This is a genomic window from Trichococcus sp. (genome assembly GCF_055118575.1).
Map to the genome: position 1 here is coordinate 11,571 of NZ_JBSQPW010000039.1, position 18,908 is coordinate 30,478.

Below are 18,908 nucleotides of genomic sequence, written 5' to 3' on the forward strand. Positions count from 1 at the left end.
CAACGTTTTTTTGTCCCAAAACAGACATGCAAAGATATGTTCTAAGTAAATAGTCTGATTTCTCCCAAAGTTCACAATCACTATATTTTTATGAGGAGCATTATGCTATCCTATCCATAAAAGGAAGTGGATAGATAATGCCCATCAAAGCAATCGTTTGCGATATGGACGGCACCTTATTGACTGCTGCCCATGACATCAGCCCCAAAACCCAAGAACTCCTTCTGACACTCCAGCAAAAAGGCATCACGCTGGTATTGGCCAGCGGGAGAAGTTACTTGCGTTTGATGCCGGATGCCATGAAACTGAAGATGGATTCCCATCAAGGTTATTTGATCGACGTAAACGGCAGCTCCATATATGATTGCACCTCTAAAGTCCGGGAAAGATTAGGGATAATGGATTCAGAGGACATCCGAAAAGTCACATCGGTCTTCCGTACATTCAACGTTGAGATCCAGTTCTCCCAGGATGCCGGTCTGTACACCTACTTGCCGGATTCACTGTATGACTTGAAGAAAAGGATCCGCGGCGAAATGAGATTGCCCGATGATTACCCTTGGGCCAGCGGCATGTACGGCTGGTTGTGCGATATGCGCGACGGCTATCCGGAACAAAAACTGATCCTTGATCTGAAGGAAGCGCCAACTTCCTGCAACAAAATTTCTATCAGCCAGGATCCCCATTTTATGGAGGCTGTGACGCAATCCTTGCCTCACTTAGGTCTGCATGACGATTACGAGCTGGTCTTTTCTGATGAGAGGAAACTTGAAATCACCAAAAAAGGCATCAATAAAGGCAAAGCCTTGGATACCTTATTGGAAAAACTTGGTATTTCCAATGAAGAAGTGGCTGTTTTTGGCGACAGCGAAAATGACATCTCCATGCTTTGCGACAGACCTTACTCCTTCGCAATGGCTAACGCGTTGCCCAAAGCCAAGAGCGTGGCAAACTATGCAACGCCTTCCAATGATGACGAAGGCGTCTATCATGGCTTGAAGCAATTGATTTCCGAAGGATTGCTTTAAACGGGCGAACATTAAAAAGCCGTATACTTGCGAAATATCGCATGGTATACGGCTTTTTGCACACAAATCGGCGCTTATGATTTCACAAATAGATCCGCCACAATCCAAACACCAGCACGAGTGCCAGCAACAGCGTGTGTCCTTTTATCTGCATGAATACAACAGCGATGAATTCACGCAAAAACGCATACGGCAGAAAATAAAACGGCGTCCAGGCACCCAAACCGTCCGTTTCCAATCCCACTCGGTGAGCGTAAAGACTGCTGCGGACAGCATGAAAATTATTCGTGATGAAGAGGCACTTATACTTCTCTTTGTACGTATCCATGATGCCCTTCGAGTAAAGCAAATTCTGATACGTATTAACGGACTTGTCTTCCTCAATGATCAATTCTTCCGGGATACCTTTCGCAATCATATAGCGTTTCATGGCATACGCTTCGGAAAATGGTTCATCCAGACCTTGCCCCCCGCTCACAATCAGACGGCAGGGCCGCTTTTGCGTATGCTCTGTCTGATTCCTAAAAAACCGGATTGCTCTGTCCAAGCGTTGCTCCAACAAAGGACTGATTCTTCCATCCGGCAGCAATCCCGCTCCCAGGACAATGATAAAATCTTTATCCAAGGAAACCGGAATGAGGCCGTAAAAGGCTGTCGCTACAAAAAACAAGATCATCACTACCCCGAAATAGATAATGAAGTAGCTCATCAAGCGCATGAAGCGCCAAATCAGATAATGATGGAACACAAAATAGTTCAGCAGGAACAGCAGATCCATCAACAAAATGAAGATTCCCACCGCAAGCAGAAGCGCATAACGCTTAGCCCAGCCTTCTTTATTGATCAGCAACACGCCATTGAAGACAAGCGCCAGGCCAAAAAACAGGAAAGCAAACGGTGAAATCAAGCCAAACAAAACGCGAAATAGCATCACCGCGTAACGGATCCATACTATTTGGGGCGATTCATTGCCTTGCAGCATTCCTGCAAAGAGGGACAGCACCGCCGCAACCAGCAAGTAGCTTTGGAATTGTCGACTTTTCCCCATCAACCGGAGCATCAGGATCCCGCCGAACGAGCATATACTCAATAAATAGAACAGCAACGGTCATCCCTCCTGTTTAGAAGCCGTGGAAAGCTTGATATACTTCCTGTTTCTTCAGATCCCTGATTTTTGCGGTCTCTTTGATCGCATCTTTAGAAGAAAGTCCCTGCTCTGTCATCAGCTTTTCCACCAATTCAGCAATGCTGAGGTCATCGAATGTCTGTTCAACTGGCATTTCCGGATTATCATTGCCAGCTATCATCAGGCAGATTTCCCCTCTGATTTCTGTTTCTTCGGCCCAAGCAGCCACTTCTTCCGCCGAACCCCGGATGAACTCCTCAAAGCGTTTCGTCAATTCACGGCAAATGACGACTTGGCGCTCCGCACCCATGACGGTTGCGATATTTTTGAGCAATTCTTTCAACCGATAAGGCGACTCATAGAAAATCATCGTCTCTTCCCTGTTTTTCAACGACTCCAACTGCGCCACTTGCTCCTTCTTCTTGCGCTCCAAAAAGCCGAAAAAGTAGAAGGGCTGTGGTGCCAATCCAGAAGCGATCAATGCGGTCACACCGGCATTGGCTCCAGGCAACGGTACAACCGGCACGTTTGCGTTGATGCAGGCGCGCACCAAATCATGACCCGGATCGCTGATCGAAGGCATTCCCGCATCGCTCACTTGAGCGATCGATTGTCCACCAAGCAGCTTATCCACCAATTGCGGAATGCGCTCCTGGGTATTGTGTTCATGGAAGCTGATCTGGGGTGTATCCACTTCGAAATGCGTCAGCAGTTTCCGCGTATTACGCGTGTCCTCCGCCGCTATCAGATCCACTTCACGCAGTATCTTTATGGCACGGAAGGTCATATCCTCCAGATTGCCGATGGGTGTCGGCACTAAATAAAGCGTTCCGCACGCATGCTGTTCATAGCTTTTTTGCAGTTGCATCTTTTTTCTCCTCTGATTTCGTTTCATTTTGTTGACTCTGGCGACCCGCTAAAACTCGTTCGATTCAGAGCTGAATACACCGATAGCGCGCACCTTCAAAAAATTCTCTTTCTGCTTGCGGCTCAGTTTCTTGAACGCCGCCTCCGCTTTGGTCGCTTCCGTTCTGGAACCGAAGACTTCTTTGTAGATCATTTGGACAGGGCGGCGGGCCTTGGTATATTTACTGCCGATGCCTTTGTTGTGCTCCCGTTCGCGCCGAAGCGTGTCCGTCGTGTAGCCGGCATAGAACGAGTCATCTGCGCAAAGCAGCACATAAAAGTAGTGCTCACTGCTCGCCATAGAGGACGTCCTTTACCTTCTGGCTGTATTCCCCTTCTTCATTGTACACAACGAGCGGCGGCAGCACACGGAAACCGTCTTCTTTACCGTCCTTGATGCCCTCGATCAGGATCATGTTCGCTTCCTTGTTCTGTTTCGGGTAAATGAACTGCAGTTTCTTGGGCGCAATCCGGTTGTTGCGCATCGTTTCCAGGATCTCCATTAGACGATCCGGGCGATGGACGAAATAAGCCTTGCCTTTCATTTTCAGCAGATGGCTCGTCTGTTTCATCAATTGGTCCAGCGTCAAATGGATCTCATGCCGCGCGATCGCAAAAGCATCCAATTCATTCGTGAAACTGGATTCGCTCAGCTTGAAGTAGGGCGGGTTGCAGGTGATGACATCGACGGAATCCGATTTGATGAAGCGGGTGACCTCATTCACATCTGCGTGCAGAAAGGAAACCTTCTCCTCCAACTGATTCAGCTGGACTGTCCGACGGGCCATGTCCACCAACCGGTCCTGCAGTTCCACCCCGACAATCGGGTTCTTGGTTTTCCCCGTCAACAGGAACGAGACTGCCCCGTTCCCGGCGCAGAGATCGACTATCTTTGCCGGCTTCACGCGCGGCAATTCCGCGAAATCAGCCAATAGGACAGCATCCAGCGAAAAAGAGAACACGGCTGAACTTTGAATGATCTGGATATTTTCCCTCTTCAGCACATCAAGTCGTTCGCCTTCCTTTAATACATTTTCCATTCCTCTACCCCTTTACCTTATCCTCAAAACAGAGGCCAGGACTCCTGTCCCCGCCTCTGTCTATTTGTTCATCCATCATTTATTGACAGTACCCCCAACGCGGGACACTTCTCAGTTTTTCCGATCTCTTTCGCCGTAGATGACATCGATACAGAAAACACAGGGTTCATCATTCAGACGACGGGAACCATAATAAACATTGCAGACATGAAAACCGTCCTCGTAAAGCTTCTGTAAATTCAGACGGGACTTCGACATTTCTGGCTCTTGCTTCTGCGCATCTTCTTTTTCCTTCGTAAGGAAATCGATCCGATCGCGCAGATGCTGGTTCTCGATTTGAAGATTTGCATTCTCTTCTATCAGGTCATCCATCTTCTCTTGAATCTCTTTAACATCTGCTCCCATCGATGAAATACGGCTTTCCACCCGATGGAATTGGTCATACAAGGCACGTTTATCCATTTTATCCACTCGCATTTTCCATACTTATTTTTCAATCCTATCGTGCAGATCCTTACACCTTACAATTCTGAACCGGCAAACTCAACCGTCTTATTATGCTCGAACAGCCGCACTTTGACGACTTGGCTGAGCACATTCAGTTCCACAACTTTCCCCTTACCTTCAGGAGTCATTACTTCCTGCCCATAATCAGGCATTGCTTTTCTGAGAGAGACATACGTATCGTTCTCATAGTTCAGGCAGCACATCAAACGCCCGCACAAGCCGGATATTTTGGCAGGATTCAAGGACAACCCCTGATCCTTCGCCATCTTAATCGAAACCGGCACAAAGTCACCCAAGAAGGTCGAGCAGCAGAGCGTTCTTCCGCAAGGGCCGATTCCTCCAAGAATCTTGGCCTCATCGCGGACGCCGATCTGATGCAATTCGATCCGCGTGCGGAAAACAGCCGCCAACTCGCGGACCAATTCCCGAAAATCGATTCGGCCTTCCGAACTGAAATGGAAAGTCAAACGACTGCGATCGAAAGTGTATTCCGCTTTGATCAGCTTCATCTCCAAATTCAACTGCTTCATTTTGGTCTTGCATAGGGCAAAAGCTTCCTTCGCTTCTGCGCGATTTTTTTCATCCTGCTCAAGATCTTTTTCGGTCGCGACGCGGATGATATGTTTATGTGCACGGATGCCACTTTCATCATTTTTGCATTGTTTATCAACAATGACGACTTGACCTATATCGACAGCATTCCCATTATTTATGATTAATTTTTCGTCCATTTTGTACTTTGTATGGGCTGCTTCATAATAAGAGATGGGCCCGACAGGCATAAAACGAACACCAATGACGTTTTTCATTTTCTTTTTCCTCCAGAAGCTTTATCTATAGGCTATTCCCGAGTGCGATTTCTTCCAGTACCCCTTGGAGCTGGACATTTGCTTCCAAATGTTTCTTTCCATTGAGGATATTTTCCATATGCCGGGTGATTTCCTGAGGATGCAGTTTTTCTGCAATGCGCTCGTACTCTGTTCCGTGATTTTTGTTGACGATAGCTTGCTTATTGCTGTACTTGGTATAAAGTAAATCACGGTAATAGAATAATAGCAAGTCCAAAAAGAAGTGGCCATCATTTTTATCCTTCAGACCATCCATTAAGTCGGTCTGCACAAACACAAATGCTTGGGGATTTTTAGAAGTCATCAGTTGGAACCAAGCCCATGTCCGCTTCTTGGATTCATGGAAACTCTCTTCCTGATTCAGCAACAGAGCTGCTTCCTGGTTATTGGTGATGGCCGCCAACAACGCCGCATTTTCAGGCTGTATGCCCTGCGCCTCCAAAGTTTCTCCCAACGCTTGCTTGTTGACGACCCGAAAATGGACGATTTGGCAACGCGATCGGATGGTCGGCAGGATGTTCTCTTTTGCAGTGGTCATCAGAATCAAGTACGTATCGTTCTGCGGTTCCTCCAAGAACGTAAGCAGACTGTTCGAAGCACTGACCGTCATTTTTTCGGCGTCATAAATCAGATAGACCTTACGGCTGCCTTCCATCCCGCTTTTTGAAAGCTCTGCCTTCAATTCACGGACTTGATTGACTTTGATGGTGTTGCCATCCGGACTGATTTCCGCCACATCGGGAAATTCACCTGCCGCAATCCGCAGGCAGTGATTGCAGTGTCCGCATGGCTGACCATCCTGTAACTCCCCGCAAAAGAGCGTTTGGGCTATCCAACGCGCCAATTCTTCTTTGCCGGTTCCGGGCGCTCCTTCAAACAAGTAGGCGTGAACCAGCCGCTTTTCCCGAATCGTCCGTTGGAACCTTTCGAGCAGTTCCGGTTGTTGCCTCATCAAAAGCTGTGTCACACCATCCATCCTTTCCTTCGTCATCAGAATCTGTGAAAACTATCTATCGGCAAAACAAACACAGTCGCTCCGCCTACGTGCACTTCCATCGGGTAGGCGATTGCGTTATCCAACGGCACATCCATGCTGACTGGGGTCGCTACATATTGCTCGCGCGCTTCGCAGTTGGTTTTGATGATCCGCAAGACTTCATCGACCCGTTCGTCCTCTACACCGATCATGAAGGTGGTGTTGCCGGCGCGCAGAAAACCGCCCGTAGAAGGCAATTTCGTCGCGCGGACGTTCGCTTCCACCAACTCATCGGACAGGATAGCGCTGTCTTTATCTTGAATGATAGCCATAATTAATTTCATAACAAATCCCCTCTTTCTATAATATATAAGAAAAGCTGAACGGGTTCGTTCAGCCCTGAAAGAAATTTAGGAAATCTGTCCGCCTGAGCATCGAAGAGCGCAATAGGACAGATTTATCTAATTTCCGAAGGGCTAACCCGTGAAGCTGGACATTATTTTAAATGCATGAAACATGTTGCAAACTTGTGAAACACCTACGGTGACGCACTTTTGAGTTGAAAAAATTTTATAAACTCCTATATGCTGAGAAAAGCGGAACGGTCCGTTCAACTTTTGTTTCGGCAAATGATTTTACTCTAAAAATAGCTTGGAAATCTGTTTTTGATGATGTGATAGCAAGCTTCCGCTACCTCTTCACGGCTCATCGTCCCATCGACGACCACTATCCGTTCCGGATTAGCCTTCGCCAATTGCAGATAACCAGCGCGGACTTTTTCATGGAAAGCGAGCTTTTCCTGGTCCAAACGGTTATATTCCCGTTCATCCAGATTTGCATGGATCCTTTGAATGCCTACTTCTGCCGGAACATCGATGTACAACGTCACATCCGGCTCGATGCCTTCTGTTGCGAATTGGTTGATTTCGCGGATACCCTCTTCACCGATGCCTCTTGCGTAGCCTTGATAAGCGATGGAACTATCGACAAAACGATCACAAAAAATGACGTCTCCACTTTCCAAAACGGGCAACACCTTTTCGATCAGATGCTGGCGGCGGCTTGCCGCATACAATAAAGCTTCTGTCCTAGAATCCATGTCCGTATGTGAAGGATCCAGTATCAACGAGCGGATCTTTTCCGCGATCGGACTTCCACCCGGTTCTCTCGTCGCTACCACTTTGCGGTTCATCTCTAGTTGCAGACGCGGCACTACTTGCTGCAACGCGGTTGTCTTGCCTGAGCCATCCGGCCCTTCGATTGTGATGAAAATCCCTCTCACTTTGCACACTCCTACGATTCTAATACTTCCATTATACGCTAAATGAAAGTTTTTTTATACAGATGAAACCGATATAGCTTTGTCAATTTTGCAACAATTAATTGTCTTGATTGCCTTTTTCTGAAAATAGAGCCATGAAACTGTTTCCGGCTCCGGGTGCGCCTGGATTACGTGTGCCGACAAGCTGAAAAGATGAATACCCGTTGCTTATTCATGTTTCCGACTACATTCCGGCCTCTAAACATGAATACCCGAGATTTATTCATGTTTTCGACCACATTTCGACCTCAAAAGATGAATTCTTTCGATTTATTCATGTTTTCGGCGAACATCCGCCAATCCCCACAAAAAAAGGGACAACCCCATTCCACATGGGCGCCCCTCTTGATAATCCTATGTTTGCTTCATTTGCGTATTGTACAGCATCGTGTAGATGCCGCCCTTTTTGACGAGCGTCTCGTGGTCGCCTCGTTCAACGATTTTGCCTTTCTCCAGCACCAAGATTTCATCAGCCGACAGGATCGTCGAAAGACGATGCGCAATAATCAGGCTCGTGCTCTTGGCTAGGATCGGCTCGATCGCTTCCTGGATGGCGTGCTCAGAGATGGAGTCCAATGAGGAAGTCGCTTCGTCGAAGATGATCAGCCCCGGTTTCCGAAGAATGATCCGCGCAATCGAAAGCCGCTGCTTTTCGCCGCCGGAAAGCTTCATGCCGCGGTTACCCACTACGGTGTCGTAACCTTTCGGCAGCCCACTGATGAACGCGTGAATATTGGCTTCACTGCACGCTTGCTCGATTTCGGCCTGCGTAGCATCGGGCTTGGCGTAGAGCAGATTTTCTCTTATCGTACCGTTGAACAAATACGTGTCCTGCGTCACCACGCCGATGTGCTGGCGTAGAAAGGCCAGATCGAGTTTGCGAATATCGACGCCGTCCAATCGGATTCTTCCGCCTGTCACATCATAGAGGCGCGGAATCAGGTTGATGATGGTGGACTTACCCGCTCCCGAAGGCCCGACGATGGCGACGGATGATCCCGGCTTCAGCTCGAAACTGACGTTGTTCAAGATCGGCTGGTCCGGATCATAGTGGAAGGAAACCTCTTCAAAAGCCAACTCGCCAGCAAACGACTCAGGCCGGAGCGCCTGCGGATCATTGTCGATTTCCACAGGCAGATCGAAATACTCGAAGATGCGATCAAAAAGTGCCATCGAGCGGATCATATCAACCTGGATGTTCAGCAAGGAATTGACTGGTCCGTACATCCTGCCCAGGAGCGCCACCATGACGGTAATATCCCCGATTGTCAGATCCGTGTTGCCGTATTCAATAATGAGAATTCCGCCGACCAGATAGATCAACATCGGACCGATGTTCGTGAAGACGTTGATCACGACCCGGAACCATTTGCCCGCCATACTTTCCTTGATGTTCAAGCGAATCATCTGTTTGTTGGCTTCCTGATAGCGGTCGAACTCGTAGTTTTCCGTGACGAACAATTTCGAAAGCAATTGCCCGCTGACACTGAGCGTCTCGTTCAGGATCTGGTTGATGTCGTCATTGTGCTTCCGTGACTCAAGCGTTATTTCCCAACGCCTTTTGCCCACGCGCTTCGTCGGCAGAATGAACAATGGCACCACCACAATGCCGATTGTCGCCAGCAAAGGACTTTTCGTGTACATCGTGACGAGCGCAACCGTCAACGTCGAAAAATTCTGCAAGATGCTCGTCCACGTGCCCGTCAGCACGCTCTGCACACCGCCGATATCGCTGGTCATGCGGGTGATGATGTCGCCCTGCTTGCTGGTCGTGAAGAACCGGTGCGACATCCGCTGCAGATGGCTGTACATCTTGTTGCGCATGTCAAAGGTGATATTTTCCGCCATCCAGACATTGGTATAGCTCTCCAGTACGCTGATCAGATTGGCGAGGATCAACACTCCGAACGAAAGGCCGATCAGGCGGATCAGCACGGGCAGATTCTGCTCCAATAGCCCTTCATCGATGATGCGGCCCGTCAGGATCGTCGGAAAAACGCCGAATACCGACGAGATGATGATCGCCAACACTGATACGATAAGTTGTTTCCAATAAGGGACGAGGTAGCTGAACATACGCTTCAGTAGCCGCAACGTGATTTTGGGGCTGTTCTGTTTCTCCTCCTCCGTCAGAAAGCCTCCACGGCCGCCTTTGAACCCGTTCCCGCCCATCATTGCTCACCTGCTTGGTGTCTGAAATCCTCCAAGGATTTTGTCAGTTTTTCGCAGAGCGCAACGAATTGCTCTTGCTCCTCAAGCGTCAAGCTATGATTGATGCGCTCCCGTTCCATCTGGCGTACTGCCTTCATTTTCTTCAATAAAGCATCCCCCTTTTCTTGGATGAAAATCCGGTTCCTGCGCTGATCGGCCGGGTCCGGCTGCCGCGTCAAAATCCCGTCCGCCTCCAGTCGGTTCAGCATTTCCGTCAAGGAAGCCGGACGGATCCCCATCCGGTCCGCCAATTCCCGCGAACTCATTCCATTATTTTCCTGCAATATCCGCAAAAGCTTTCCCGCTCCGCGCGATTCGTGCTTAGCGGGATTCTCTTTACGCCGCAGCGTACGCATCAGCTTCATCGCACTGCCGATGACATCTTTATTTTGTTCTTCCATAATAAGTTCCTCCTCCAGATAGTTAGGTACCTATCTATCTCTCTTTATTATATTAGGTACCTAACTAATTTGCAACAGAAATGCTTGCGCTAGGTGTTCCGACAAGCGGAAAACATGGATATCTGTCGATTATCCATGTTCTCTACAACATTTCGGTCTCTAAACATGAATTCTGTCGAATTATTCATGTTTTCGATCACATTTCGGCGCAAAAACATGAATTCTTTCGATTTATTCATGTTTTCTCCTGACTCACTAATGTTTAAAGAGCGCAAAAGAACCAGACCGTCGCCGGTCTGGTTCTTTGTCATTCCGAATGGAAAATATCTTCCGCGCGGTTCGTGCGTTTGCGCCACCGGAATTGCTTGGCTTTTTTCGGTGCTGAAATGTCTGCCTGGAGCTGGCGTTCTTTGGCTTCCCGCAGCAGGAACAGATATTTCGCTTCCGCAATCTTCTCAAAAATACGCAACTCTTCAGGCAAATCATAGGCATTCTGTTGCAGTTGGACCAAGGTCGTGTAATGTTGATGGATGTCGCGGATCAAATCAATCAACTTTTCGTCGTATTGCTGCTTTAAGTGTCCCTGCTTCTTGCTTGCGCTGTTTAAATGGAATGCCATCTTTTTCCTTGTTCCCCCCGTTTTTGCTGCCTTTGTTACAGTTCTCGGCGTCCATCGATGGCACGAAAGAGCGTCATCTCATCCGCATATTCGATATCGCTGCCGACAGCCAGTCCGTAAGCAAGACGCGTCACTTTGATGCCCGCCGGTTTGATCAAGCGCGAAAGGTACATCGCCGTCGCTTCCCCTTCGGCTGTCGCATTTGTCGCGATGATGATCTCCTTGACTGTTTCGTCCTGTAGCCGTTTTATCAGGCTAGCGATGTTCAGATCTTCAGGTCCAGTCCCCTCCATCGGCGAAAGCACCCCGTTCAACACATGGTATCGACCGTGGTACTCACGGATTTTCTCCATAGACATGACATCGCGGGGATTTTCGACCACCAGGATGATGGACGCGTCCCGCGTCGTGTCCGAACAGATATTGCACGGATCTGTTTCGGTAATATTACCGCAGATGGCACATTGGTGTAAATCCCTTTTTGAACGAATCAGCGCGTCCGCGAACGCGAGCACAGCCTCCTCATCCATGTCCAGACAGAAAAAAGCCAATCGGGCGGCCGTTTTTTGTCCGATGCCCGGCAATTTCATGAAACTTTCGATTAATTTAGCTATGGGTTCTGGATATTGCATCTCGAAAAATCCCCTTCTCTTCTCTCAAAAGAAACGAGGCTGGGACTAAAGCCAATACTGCCCGACTTGTCTCACCCTCGCTCCCCTCATTCATTTTGGTTATTACTTGCGGCCTGGCTTAGAAGCCTGGGATCGCATTGGCAAATTTGCCCAATTTCGCTTTCGTTGCCTCATCAATCTTGCTTAATGCGTCATTCGTCGCCATCAGGATCAGATCCTGCAGCATTTCCACATCTTCCGGGTCGACCACTTCGAGTGCGATGACAACATCAGTGACTTTTTTGTCCCCTGTCATCGTGATTTTAACCAGATCATTGGATGCCGCGCCGACAAACTCCGTTACGTTCAGTTGTGCTTGCGTCTGCTCCAATTCTTTTTGCATTTTTTGCATTTGTTTCATCATGCCTTGCATATTTCCCATTCCGCCTCGCATTGTATGACTCCCTCTCTGTGTGTGTATTTTATTTTTTTCATAGCTTGTATTTATTTCGAACGCCGTCAGTCCTCGACGACCGTTACGACTTCGTCTCCGAAAAGGCTCAACGCCTGATCGACGACTTCCTGTTCCTTTTGTTCCTCTATCACGATTGGATCGGTTTCAACCGAAAAATCATCGGCGAAATTTCCGGGGTGATAGTCACCACGATAGCCATCTTCCATTTCCGGCATCGGTGGTTCCGGCGGCAAATCCAGATCGACAGGTTTATCTTTATCGCCAGTTGCCGAAACAGGCTGTTTCGGAGCAGCCGATGGTACCGGAGCCTGCTTCGGAGCGGCTTGTTTCAGTTCGCCATTGGATTCGGCAGCAGGGCTGCCGTTCCGGTTCTGGATGTAGTTGCGTCGCACCGATGTCCATTGCTCTTCCGTCAAACACACCAATTCGCCGGGACGCTGCAGCATCCGCTGCGTTGCTGCATCCACAGCCGCCTGCAGTTCCGCATCTTCCGTCGCTTTTTGGCAAAGGATATCATACTGGAACGACAGGATGAAACTGGTCGGACTCGCTGCCACCGGATTGGCTTGCTTCAGGACAGCACGCTGGGTAACCGAGAGAACATCCAGGATATCCGTCCAGAAATCACGGACGCGTGCAAGATCTTGCTTTGTCGCCTCACCCAAAATCTGGTACGTCCGCCCCATGTTGGGCTTGAATCCGGCAGACGTGTTCGACTGACGAGCCGTTTCTTTCTTGGCAGGCGCCGCTTTGGCACCTTCCTGCGAAACAGTCAGATTCCCGGAGGCGATCAGTTCCTGCAGCTTCGCGAGTTCCTTTTTGACGAGCTCCAACTCGTGCGCCAGCCGCTGAACTTCTCCGTTCGGCGCGGCTTGTGCGCTCGGAACTGCGGCCGTTGCATGAGCATGCGCCTTGGATTGAGACAGCTTCACCGCCAACACTTCTAGATAGATATCCGGTTGCGTCGAGAAGCGCATCTCGCCTTGGGTCTCGTTGAAGGCCTCAATCATCTCGTAGAGGAACGTTGCCGGCGCCTCTTGCGAAAAAGTCTGGAAAGCTTCACTGTATTGTTGCGTATTGTCGGCAAAGGCCTTGCCGTTTGTTTGTTGGTAGACCAGCACATCCCGCGCAAACAGGATCATCTCCTCAAGGAAACGGCCAGCCTCTTTGCCTGCACTCAGGATTTCCTGCAGCAGTTGCAGTGCCGATTCCGTCTCTTCATGCAGCAACGCGCTTGAGAAGGAGATCATCATTTCTTCCGTCAGACTGCCGGAAACTTTCACCGCATTTTCGAAAGTGACCGCATCCGATCCGTAAGAAATGATCTGATCGAGCAAGCTGAGTGCATCCCGCATCCCGCCGTTCGCGGAGCGCGCGATGATATGCAGCGCCTGCTCATCGTAGCCGATTTTCTCCTCCTGCAGGATGTACGCCATCCGATTAATGATATCCTGATAGGAAATGCGTTTGAAGTCAAACCGTTGCGTTCTGGAAATGATCGTCAACGGGATCTTGTGCGGCTCCGTCGTCGCCAAAATGAAGATGACATTTTCCGGCGGCTCCTCCAGCGTCTTCAGAAGCGCGTTGAAGGCACCGGTCGAGAGCATGTGCACCTCATCGATAATGTAGACTTTATAGTCGGCTTGGGTCGGGGCATAACGCGCTTTGTCGCGGATATCCCGGATTTCCTCCACACCGTTGTTGCTGGCGGCATCAATTTCGATGACATCGTTCAAGCGTCCCTCGGTGATGGCACGGCACGTTTCACATTCGTTGCACGGTTCCCCGTCGACGCGATGATGGCAGTTGATGGCTTTCGCAAAAATCTTGGCTGCACTCGTCTTACCCGTTCCCCGCGGCCCGGTAAAAAGGTAAGCATGGCTCGTTTTCCCCTGTATTAAGGCATTCTTCAACGTCTGCGTGACCGCTTCCTGACCTGCGATGTCTCCGAACCGCTGCGGGCGCCAAACCCGATATAGTGCTTGATAGCTCATGCATTTCCCTCTTTCACTTTTGCTTCGTTCATCTATTATAAGGGAAAAATAGGAAAATAGGAAGGCACGGCTCCCCGGATTTCCTGAGTGCAGAAAGCTTGCACGCTGCCTATTTTTAACCTGATCCAGACAGGATAGAATGGAGAAACAAAAACAATTGACAAAAAGTAAGCTATACCTTATAGTAAACCTATCAAATAGTTCGAATTCGTATTAATCAAATTTGTGATACTATTCCATCGAGAAACTAACTAAAATCAAATAGAATCAAAAAGGGGAACAAGCATATGACAGCATTTTGGGACTTGGGCAAGGTTGCCTTGAAAGTCAATGATTTGGAGGAAATGACGCAGTTTTACCGGGAAGCGATCGGATTGGATCTGCTGGAGCAAAAAGAAAATGCAGCCGTATTGGGGGTTGCCGCGGACAACACGCCTTTGGTCGAATTGATCCAACTCGATGCACCCTCCGATCGGAAACGGACGACCGGACTTTTCCACTTGGCCATCCTTTTGCCGACCCGAGCGGCCTTGGGATCCGTCCTGTACCACTTGCTGACGAAAAAATACGCCATCGATGGCGCAAGTGATCACGGATACAGTGAAGCCATCTACCTCCATGATCCGGAAGGAAACGGCATCGAAATCTACCGCGACAAAGAGATGTCGGTTTGGGATGTACGTCCGGACGGTAAAATCGAAGGCGTGACGGAAGCGATGGATGCGGACGGCGTAATCGGTGCGATGGTCAAAATTTATGATGGCATCCCTGCCGGATCGATTATGGGCCATGTCCATTTGACCGTTCATGACCTGATCGAAACGCAACAATTTTACGAGAACGTGCTCGGCATCTCCTTGAAGTCCGACTTTTTCGGACAAGCAAAATTCTTCGCCGCCGGAAACTACCACCACCACATCGGATCAAACATGTGGGCTGGAAAACAGCTGCCGCCTGCTGAAGAAACCCAACCAGGCTTGGCGTACTTCACTTGGCTCGTTGCTGATAGTGCTGCCTATGAAGCATTGAAAGGCAGACTGAGCAATGAAGGGATTTCGTTCGAGGAAAGCGCAAGCGAACTGATTTTCAAAGACAACAGCGGCATCGAGATCCATGCAACGATTCATCATTGAATTTGTCAAATAGAGCTCTTGCCACAATCAAAACAAACTCCCTAAGAGTATATTCTCAGGGAGTTTGTTTTGATTGCCTTATTTAACTTTCAATCTGCGTGCTTTGAAGGATCGGGTCGGACGTGCCTGAGTGTGTCTTATCGGTTGCGTCCCCACCCATTTGTTACAAATTCAATGAGGCTTCTTTATTGAAAATATCGTCCACTATCACAACGATCTCTCCATCATCTAACTGCTTCTGATACCCTTCCAGTAGTGTGTCTTCTTCTGGTTCCAAATCAGCATCTTCTTTGCTGCTCGCATAATCACTGCTGGTGAAAATAGGGAAAACCTCCATGATTTTCTCCCAGAGCGTAAGATGCTCAGTTGTAGGGTCTTCTAATTTTATTGTCGCGTCTGTGGAATGGATCAGTTCCTCATAATTTTTGGCTTCATTCGTTATCAGCGTGATATTCGCTTCTGTATATCCTTCTTGCCGGAGACCTTCTAAAACAGTATGAACTTCTGAAATCGTGCGGTAGGAGCCTTTTACATACTTAGCCATATTCATTACCTCCACTTTCTTCTTCGTTATTCTGTTACATACATATTGTATAAAAACTCAGCTCCGTTATCAAAGAATACGGTTTCTCAATAATCCGGCTGGGTTTACGCTACCCTTTCGGAAATCGAAGTTATTAGAAGAAAATCACTCCTGAACTAATTCTTCATTGAGAAATTAATGTTAAAATAATGAAGTACTATTCACTTAAGTAAAATACTATGAATGATTCACTTGAGGTGGGAAATGTGGAAACATTGATCTATAATCTTTTAGCATACATAAACAATTCACTTGATAAGGATATTAATTACCATATAGCGAAAACTTTGCTCGAGAATTTCCAAAAAATCGAGAGCTTTTCATTAGAGACAGCAGCAGAAGTCTGCAATGTAGCTCCTTCCACAATCAATCGGTTCTGCAAAAGAATCGGTTTCAGAAATTTTTCAAACTTAAGAAATTCTGTAATGAACTATGGCGTATCTCTTGAAAAGAATGATGTTGACCTGAGTGGGGATACTTTTATAGAGCAATTAAGGGAAAACGTGGAAATAATTGAAAATATCCCGAGCGAACAGATTGAGCGAATCGTAAAACAAATCAGCACATCCCGCAGAGTGGTCATATTAGGTTTTGAAAAGCATCAAATCCAAGCTTTGGAGTTGCAAAAGAAAATACTTCTTGCCGGGAAATTTTGTGAATGCAATACAAATCTTTTTAAGCAAATGGATGATCTGGACATATTAACAGAAGAAGATATGATCATCACTATTTCCATACAGGGACGCTTACTATCAGAAGAATTCCCCTTATTTGAAAAAATCAAAAGAACCAAAGGAAAGAAATTACTTATCACCTTCTCAAAGCCACAGCAACACCCGGAATTATTTGACGAAATTTTACAGTGTGGAAAAATCGAAAATAGCGCGGTCAGTAGTCAAACTTTATTAAGATTGTTTGATGTATTGTTTCATTGATTCCGATATCAACGCTCTTATTAACCGTGAACTGGTCTCTTTTTGACCAGTTTTTTTTGTATCACTACCTTATAATAAAATCAGAAACAGAAAAAAGGCGAAAGAGGGAATAAAATATGGCATTTCCAAAAGGTTTTTTATGGGGCGGAGCTACGGCTGCAAACCAATTAGAAGGAGCTTACAACGAAGGCGGTAAAGGCCTTTCCATTTTTGATATGGTTCAATTTGTACCAAAAGAAGAGCGTGGTAATGAAGTTGAGATGGATGTAAGAAGCAAAAAGGAACTCGAGGATCTTTTAGCAGGAAAAGGTGGCGACAACTTCCCGAAACGTCGCGGTATCGACTTCTACCACCGTTATGAAGAAGATATTGCACTATTTGCAGAAATGGGCTTCAAAACATTCCGTATGTCCATCTCTTGGCCGCGTATTTTTCCGAATGGTGATGACCGGGAGCCGAATGAAGAAGGTCTGGCTTTCTATGACAAAGTATTCGATGAATTATTGAAGTATGGAATTGAGCCACTTGTGACGTTATCACACTATGAAATTCCACTTACATTAGTCCAAAAATACAATGGTTGGACAGATCGCCGTGTAGTTGACTATTTTGTTCATTATGCAGAAACGGTATTTAATCGTTACAAAGGAAAAGTGAAATACTGGTTAACGTTCAATGAAATCAACATTTCAACAATGTCTCCATATATTGGCAGTGGTATTCTGATAGATGAGGTAGAAAACAAGGAACAAGCGGTTTATCAAGCCTTGCATCATCAGTTTGTAGCAAGTGCCAGAGCGGTCAAGGCCTGCCATGAAATGATTCCTGACGCCCTGATTGGTTGTATGCTGGCTCGTATGGAAGTATATCCTGAAACTTGCAGTCCAGATGATGTATTGGAAGCACTGAAAGAAGATCAAAAGAATCTCTTCTTCACTGACGTCCAAGTCCGTGGCTATTATCCAAGCTTCATGTTAAGTTATTTTGAAGAAAACGATATTAAGATTGACATGCTGCCTGGCGATGAGGAAATATTACTGCAACACACAGTGGATTTCTTATCCTTCAGTTACTATATGTCAATGGTTGCCAGCGGAGCACCTGATAAGAAGAAGGAAAAAGGCAACTTCTTCAGTGGTGTGAAAAACCCTTATTTAGAGTCATCTGATTGGGGATGGCAAATCGACCCGAAAGGATTGCGCATTACCTTAAAGAAAATGTATGATCGCTACCAAGTACCGTTGTTTATCGTGGAAAATGGCCTTGGAGCATATGATAAAGTAGAGTCAGACGGCTCTATCAACGACGATTACCGTATTGATTACATGCGTGCACATATCGAGCAAATGAACGAAGCAATCAAAGAGGGTGTCGATCTTATTGGGTACACAAGCTGGGGTTGTATCGATTTAATTAGTGCAAGTACCTCTGAAATGTCTAAACGTTACGGTTTCATCTACGTTGATCAAGACGATTATGGCAATGGCACTTTAGAAAGAAGCAAGAAAAAATCATTTGATTGGTATAAACAAGTAATTACTACAAATGGAGAAGAACTATAGATAGAGCTTAAAAAGGGGGTGCCTCAAAAATGAGGCACCCCCTTCTTTTCAGTTTGGTGGTGGATTTCCCCACCAATAGGAGTGTCCAGAAAATGGTTCATTTCTGGACACTGTATTTTTTGTATTGTTTTTCTCCAAAAGAGATGAAATACGTGTCCATAAACTCGTTTCAAATTCTATGTCCATTTAATCGATTGCGATTAAGGTATGATTATAAAGAGAGGATATTGTAGGTTATAACCTTTATTCCCGGAACGTCGTAACTAGGTCGGGCAAAACCTGGATATAACGGAATTTCTACCTAGTTACGTGTTTTATACATAACTAAGTGAATTTGACCTCGGAATACTGTTCAACCCTTGATTTGACGGATTTTTCATTTGTTCATAGTTATGTGTTTCCGGGAATCCAGGTTATAAGTGGTCCCATTTTCTATACATGATTTCATTCGATTATACTGCATAATCGTTTATTCAGTGGAACTATAAAAAAAGAACCCTATGGGTATAGGGTTCCGGATACATGATTTTATCTAATTTCATGTGTCTTGTATTCAAGTCACGCCACAAGAGTATGGTTGACATATCATTTTGACTTTGAACATCTAGATAAATATAAATAAATAATAGAGA

General features: G+C 46.9%; 20 protein-coding genes. 4 read left to right on the top strand and 16 right to left on the bottom strand.

Annotated elements, in window-relative coordinates; all coding sequences use genetic code 11:
* The first annotated feature begins 137 nt into the window (after positions 1-137).
* A complete protein-coding gene (locus ACTCCX_RS10715; protein WP_463275984.1) occupies positions 138-1,028 on the top strand; it encodes a Cof-type HAD-IIB family hydrolase in 891 nt (296 codons plus the stop codon).
* Positions 1,029-1,110: 82 nt separating this feature from the next.
* On the opposite strand, the gene ACTCCX_RS10720 is transcribed toward ACTCCX_RS10715, so the two are convergent.
* From ACTCCX_RS10720 to dnaX, 15 genes are all read right to left on the bottom strand, one after another.
* A complete protein-coding gene (locus ACTCCX_RS10720) occupies positions 1,111-2,133 on the bottom strand; it encodes a YdcF family protein (RefSeq protein WP_463275985.1) in 1,023 nt (340 codons plus the stop codon).
* Between the two features lie 16 nt (positions 2,134-2,149).
* Positions 2,150-3,022: a 16S rRNA (cytidine(1402)-2'-O)-methyltransferase gene (rsmI, locus tag ACTCCX_RS10725; protein WP_086988460.1), complete on the bottom strand. Its 873-nt coding sequence runs from the start codon at positions 3,020-3,022 to the stop codon at positions 2,150-2,152.
* 48 nt (positions 3,023-3,070) lie between these two features.
* Positions 3,071-3,361 carry a GIY-YIG nuclease family protein gene (locus ACTCCX_RS10730; RefSeq protein ID WP_463275986.1) on the bottom strand — a complete coding sequence of 97 codons (291 nt, stop codon included), beginning with the start codon at positions 3,359-3,361 and terminating at the stop codon, positions 3,071-3,073.
* Positions 3,348-4,100 carry a tRNA1(Val) (adenine(37)-N6)-methyltransferase gene (locus ACTCCX_RS10735; protein ID WP_463275987.1) on the bottom strand — a complete coding sequence of 251 codons (753 nt, stop codon included), beginning with the start codon at positions 4,098-4,100 and terminating at the stop codon, positions 3,348-3,350. The genes ACTCCX_RS10730 and ACTCCX_RS10735 overlap by 14 nt, the downstream gene beginning before the upstream one ends.
* Before the next feature lie 111 nt (positions 4,101-4,211).
* Positions 4,212-4,562 (bottom strand): DNA replication initiation control protein YabA, encoded by a 351-nt coding sequence (locus ACTCCX_RS10740; RefSeq protein WP_068562380.1) that lies wholly within the window; start codon positions 4,560-4,562, stop codon positions 4,212-4,214.
* Between the two features lie 59 nt (positions 4,563-4,621).
* Entirely contained in the window at positions 4,622-5,416 is a 795-nt protein-coding gene (locus tag ACTCCX_RS10745; protein WP_463275988.1) for a PSP1 domain-containing protein, read from the bottom strand.
* A 25-nt stretch (positions 5,417-5,441) separates the two neighbouring features.
* Positions 5,442-6,431: a DNA polymerase III subunit delta' gene (gene holB, locus ACTCCX_RS10750; RefSeq protein WP_463275989.1), complete on the bottom strand. Its 990-nt coding sequence runs from the start codon at positions 6,429-6,431 to the stop codon at positions 5,442-5,444.
* Between the two features lie 14 nt (positions 6,432-6,445).
* Positions 6,446-6,775, bottom strand: a complete 330-nt coding sequence (locus tag ACTCCX_RS10755; protein WP_463275990.1) for a cyclic-di-AMP receptor — start codon at positions 6,773-6,775, stop codon at positions 6,446-6,448.
* A 296-nt stretch (positions 6,776-7,071) separates the two neighbouring features.
* Complete coding sequence (gene tmk / locus ACTCCX_RS10760; protein WP_463275991.1) at positions 7,072-7,713, bottom strand: dTMP kinase; 642 nt, start codon at positions 7,711-7,713, stop codon at positions 7,072-7,074.
* A gap of 393 nt (positions 7,714-8,106) precedes the next feature.
* The gene (locus ACTCCX_RS10765) at positions 8,107-9,927 is read right to left on the bottom strand and encodes an ABC transporter ATP-binding protein (RefSeq protein WP_463275992.1); all 1,821 of its coding nucleotides are present in this window, start codon (positions 9,925-9,927) and stop codon (positions 8,107-8,109) included.
* Complete coding sequence (locus ACTCCX_RS10770; protein ID WP_068562354.1) at positions 9,924-10,364, bottom strand: MarR family winged helix-turn-helix transcriptional regulator; 441 nt, start codon at positions 10,362-10,364, stop codon at positions 9,924-9,926. The genes ACTCCX_RS10765 and ACTCCX_RS10770 overlap by 4 nt, the downstream gene beginning before the upstream one ends.
* A gap of 307 nt (positions 10,365-10,671) precedes the next feature.
* The gene (locus tag ACTCCX_RS10775) at positions 10,672-10,983 is read right to left on the bottom strand and encodes a YaaL family protein (RefSeq protein WP_276641711.1); all 312 of its coding nucleotides are present in this window, start codon (positions 10,981-10,983) and stop codon (positions 10,672-10,674) included.
* A gap of 35 nt (positions 10,984-11,018) precedes the next feature.
* A complete protein-coding gene (recR, locus tag ACTCCX_RS10780; protein ID WP_086988468.1) occupies positions 11,019-11,615 on the bottom strand; it encodes a recombination mediator RecR in 597 nt (198 codons plus the stop codon).
* Positions 11,616-11,733: 118 nt separating this feature from the next.
* On the bottom strand, positions 11,734-12,048 hold the full coding sequence (locus tag ACTCCX_RS10785) for a YbaB/EbfC family nucleoid-associated protein (RefSeq protein ID WP_276641709.1): 315 nt from the start codon (positions 12,046-12,048) through the stop codon (positions 11,734-11,736).
* Between the two features lie 65 nt (positions 12,049-12,113).
* The gene (gene dnaX / locus ACTCCX_RS10790) at positions 12,114-14,063 is read right to left on the bottom strand and encodes a DNA polymerase III subunit gamma/tau (RefSeq protein ID WP_463275993.1); all 1,950 of its coding nucleotides are present in this window, start codon (positions 14,061-14,063) and stop codon (positions 12,114-12,116) included.
* Between the two features lie 287 nt (positions 14,064-14,350).
* Here dnaX and ACTCCX_RS10795 point away from each other — a divergent pair, with 287 nt between their 5' ends.
* Positions 14,351-15,196 carry a VOC family protein gene (locus ACTCCX_RS10795; RefSeq protein ID WP_463275994.1) on the top strand — a complete coding sequence of 282 codons (846 nt, stop codon included), beginning with the start codon at positions 14,351-14,353 and terminating at the stop codon, positions 15,194-15,196.
* Between the two features lie 163 nt (positions 15,197-15,359).
* On the opposite strand, the gene ACTCCX_RS10800 is transcribed toward ACTCCX_RS10795, so the two are convergent.
* Positions 15,360-15,740 carry a hypothetical protein gene (locus ACTCCX_RS10800; protein ID WP_463275995.1) on the bottom strand — a complete coding sequence of 127 codons (381 nt, stop codon included), beginning with the start codon at positions 15,738-15,740 and terminating at the stop codon, positions 15,360-15,362.
* A 245-nt stretch (positions 15,741-15,985) separates the two neighbouring features.
* Between ACTCCX_RS10800 and ACTCCX_RS10805 the strand changes: the two genes are divergently transcribed.
* Together ACTCCX_RS10805 and ACTCCX_RS10810 are read left to right on the top strand one after the other, a co-directional pair.
* Entirely contained in the window at positions 15,986-16,714 is a 729-nt protein-coding gene (locus ACTCCX_RS10805; RefSeq protein ID WP_463275996.1) for a MurR/RpiR family transcriptional regulator, read from the top strand.
* 116 nt (positions 16,715-16,830) lie between these two features.
* A complete protein-coding gene (locus tag ACTCCX_RS10810; protein WP_463275997.1) occupies positions 16,831-18,276 on the top strand; it encodes a glycoside hydrolase family 1 protein in 1,446 nt (481 codons plus the stop codon).
* Positions 18,277-18,908: the final 632 nt, after the last annotated feature.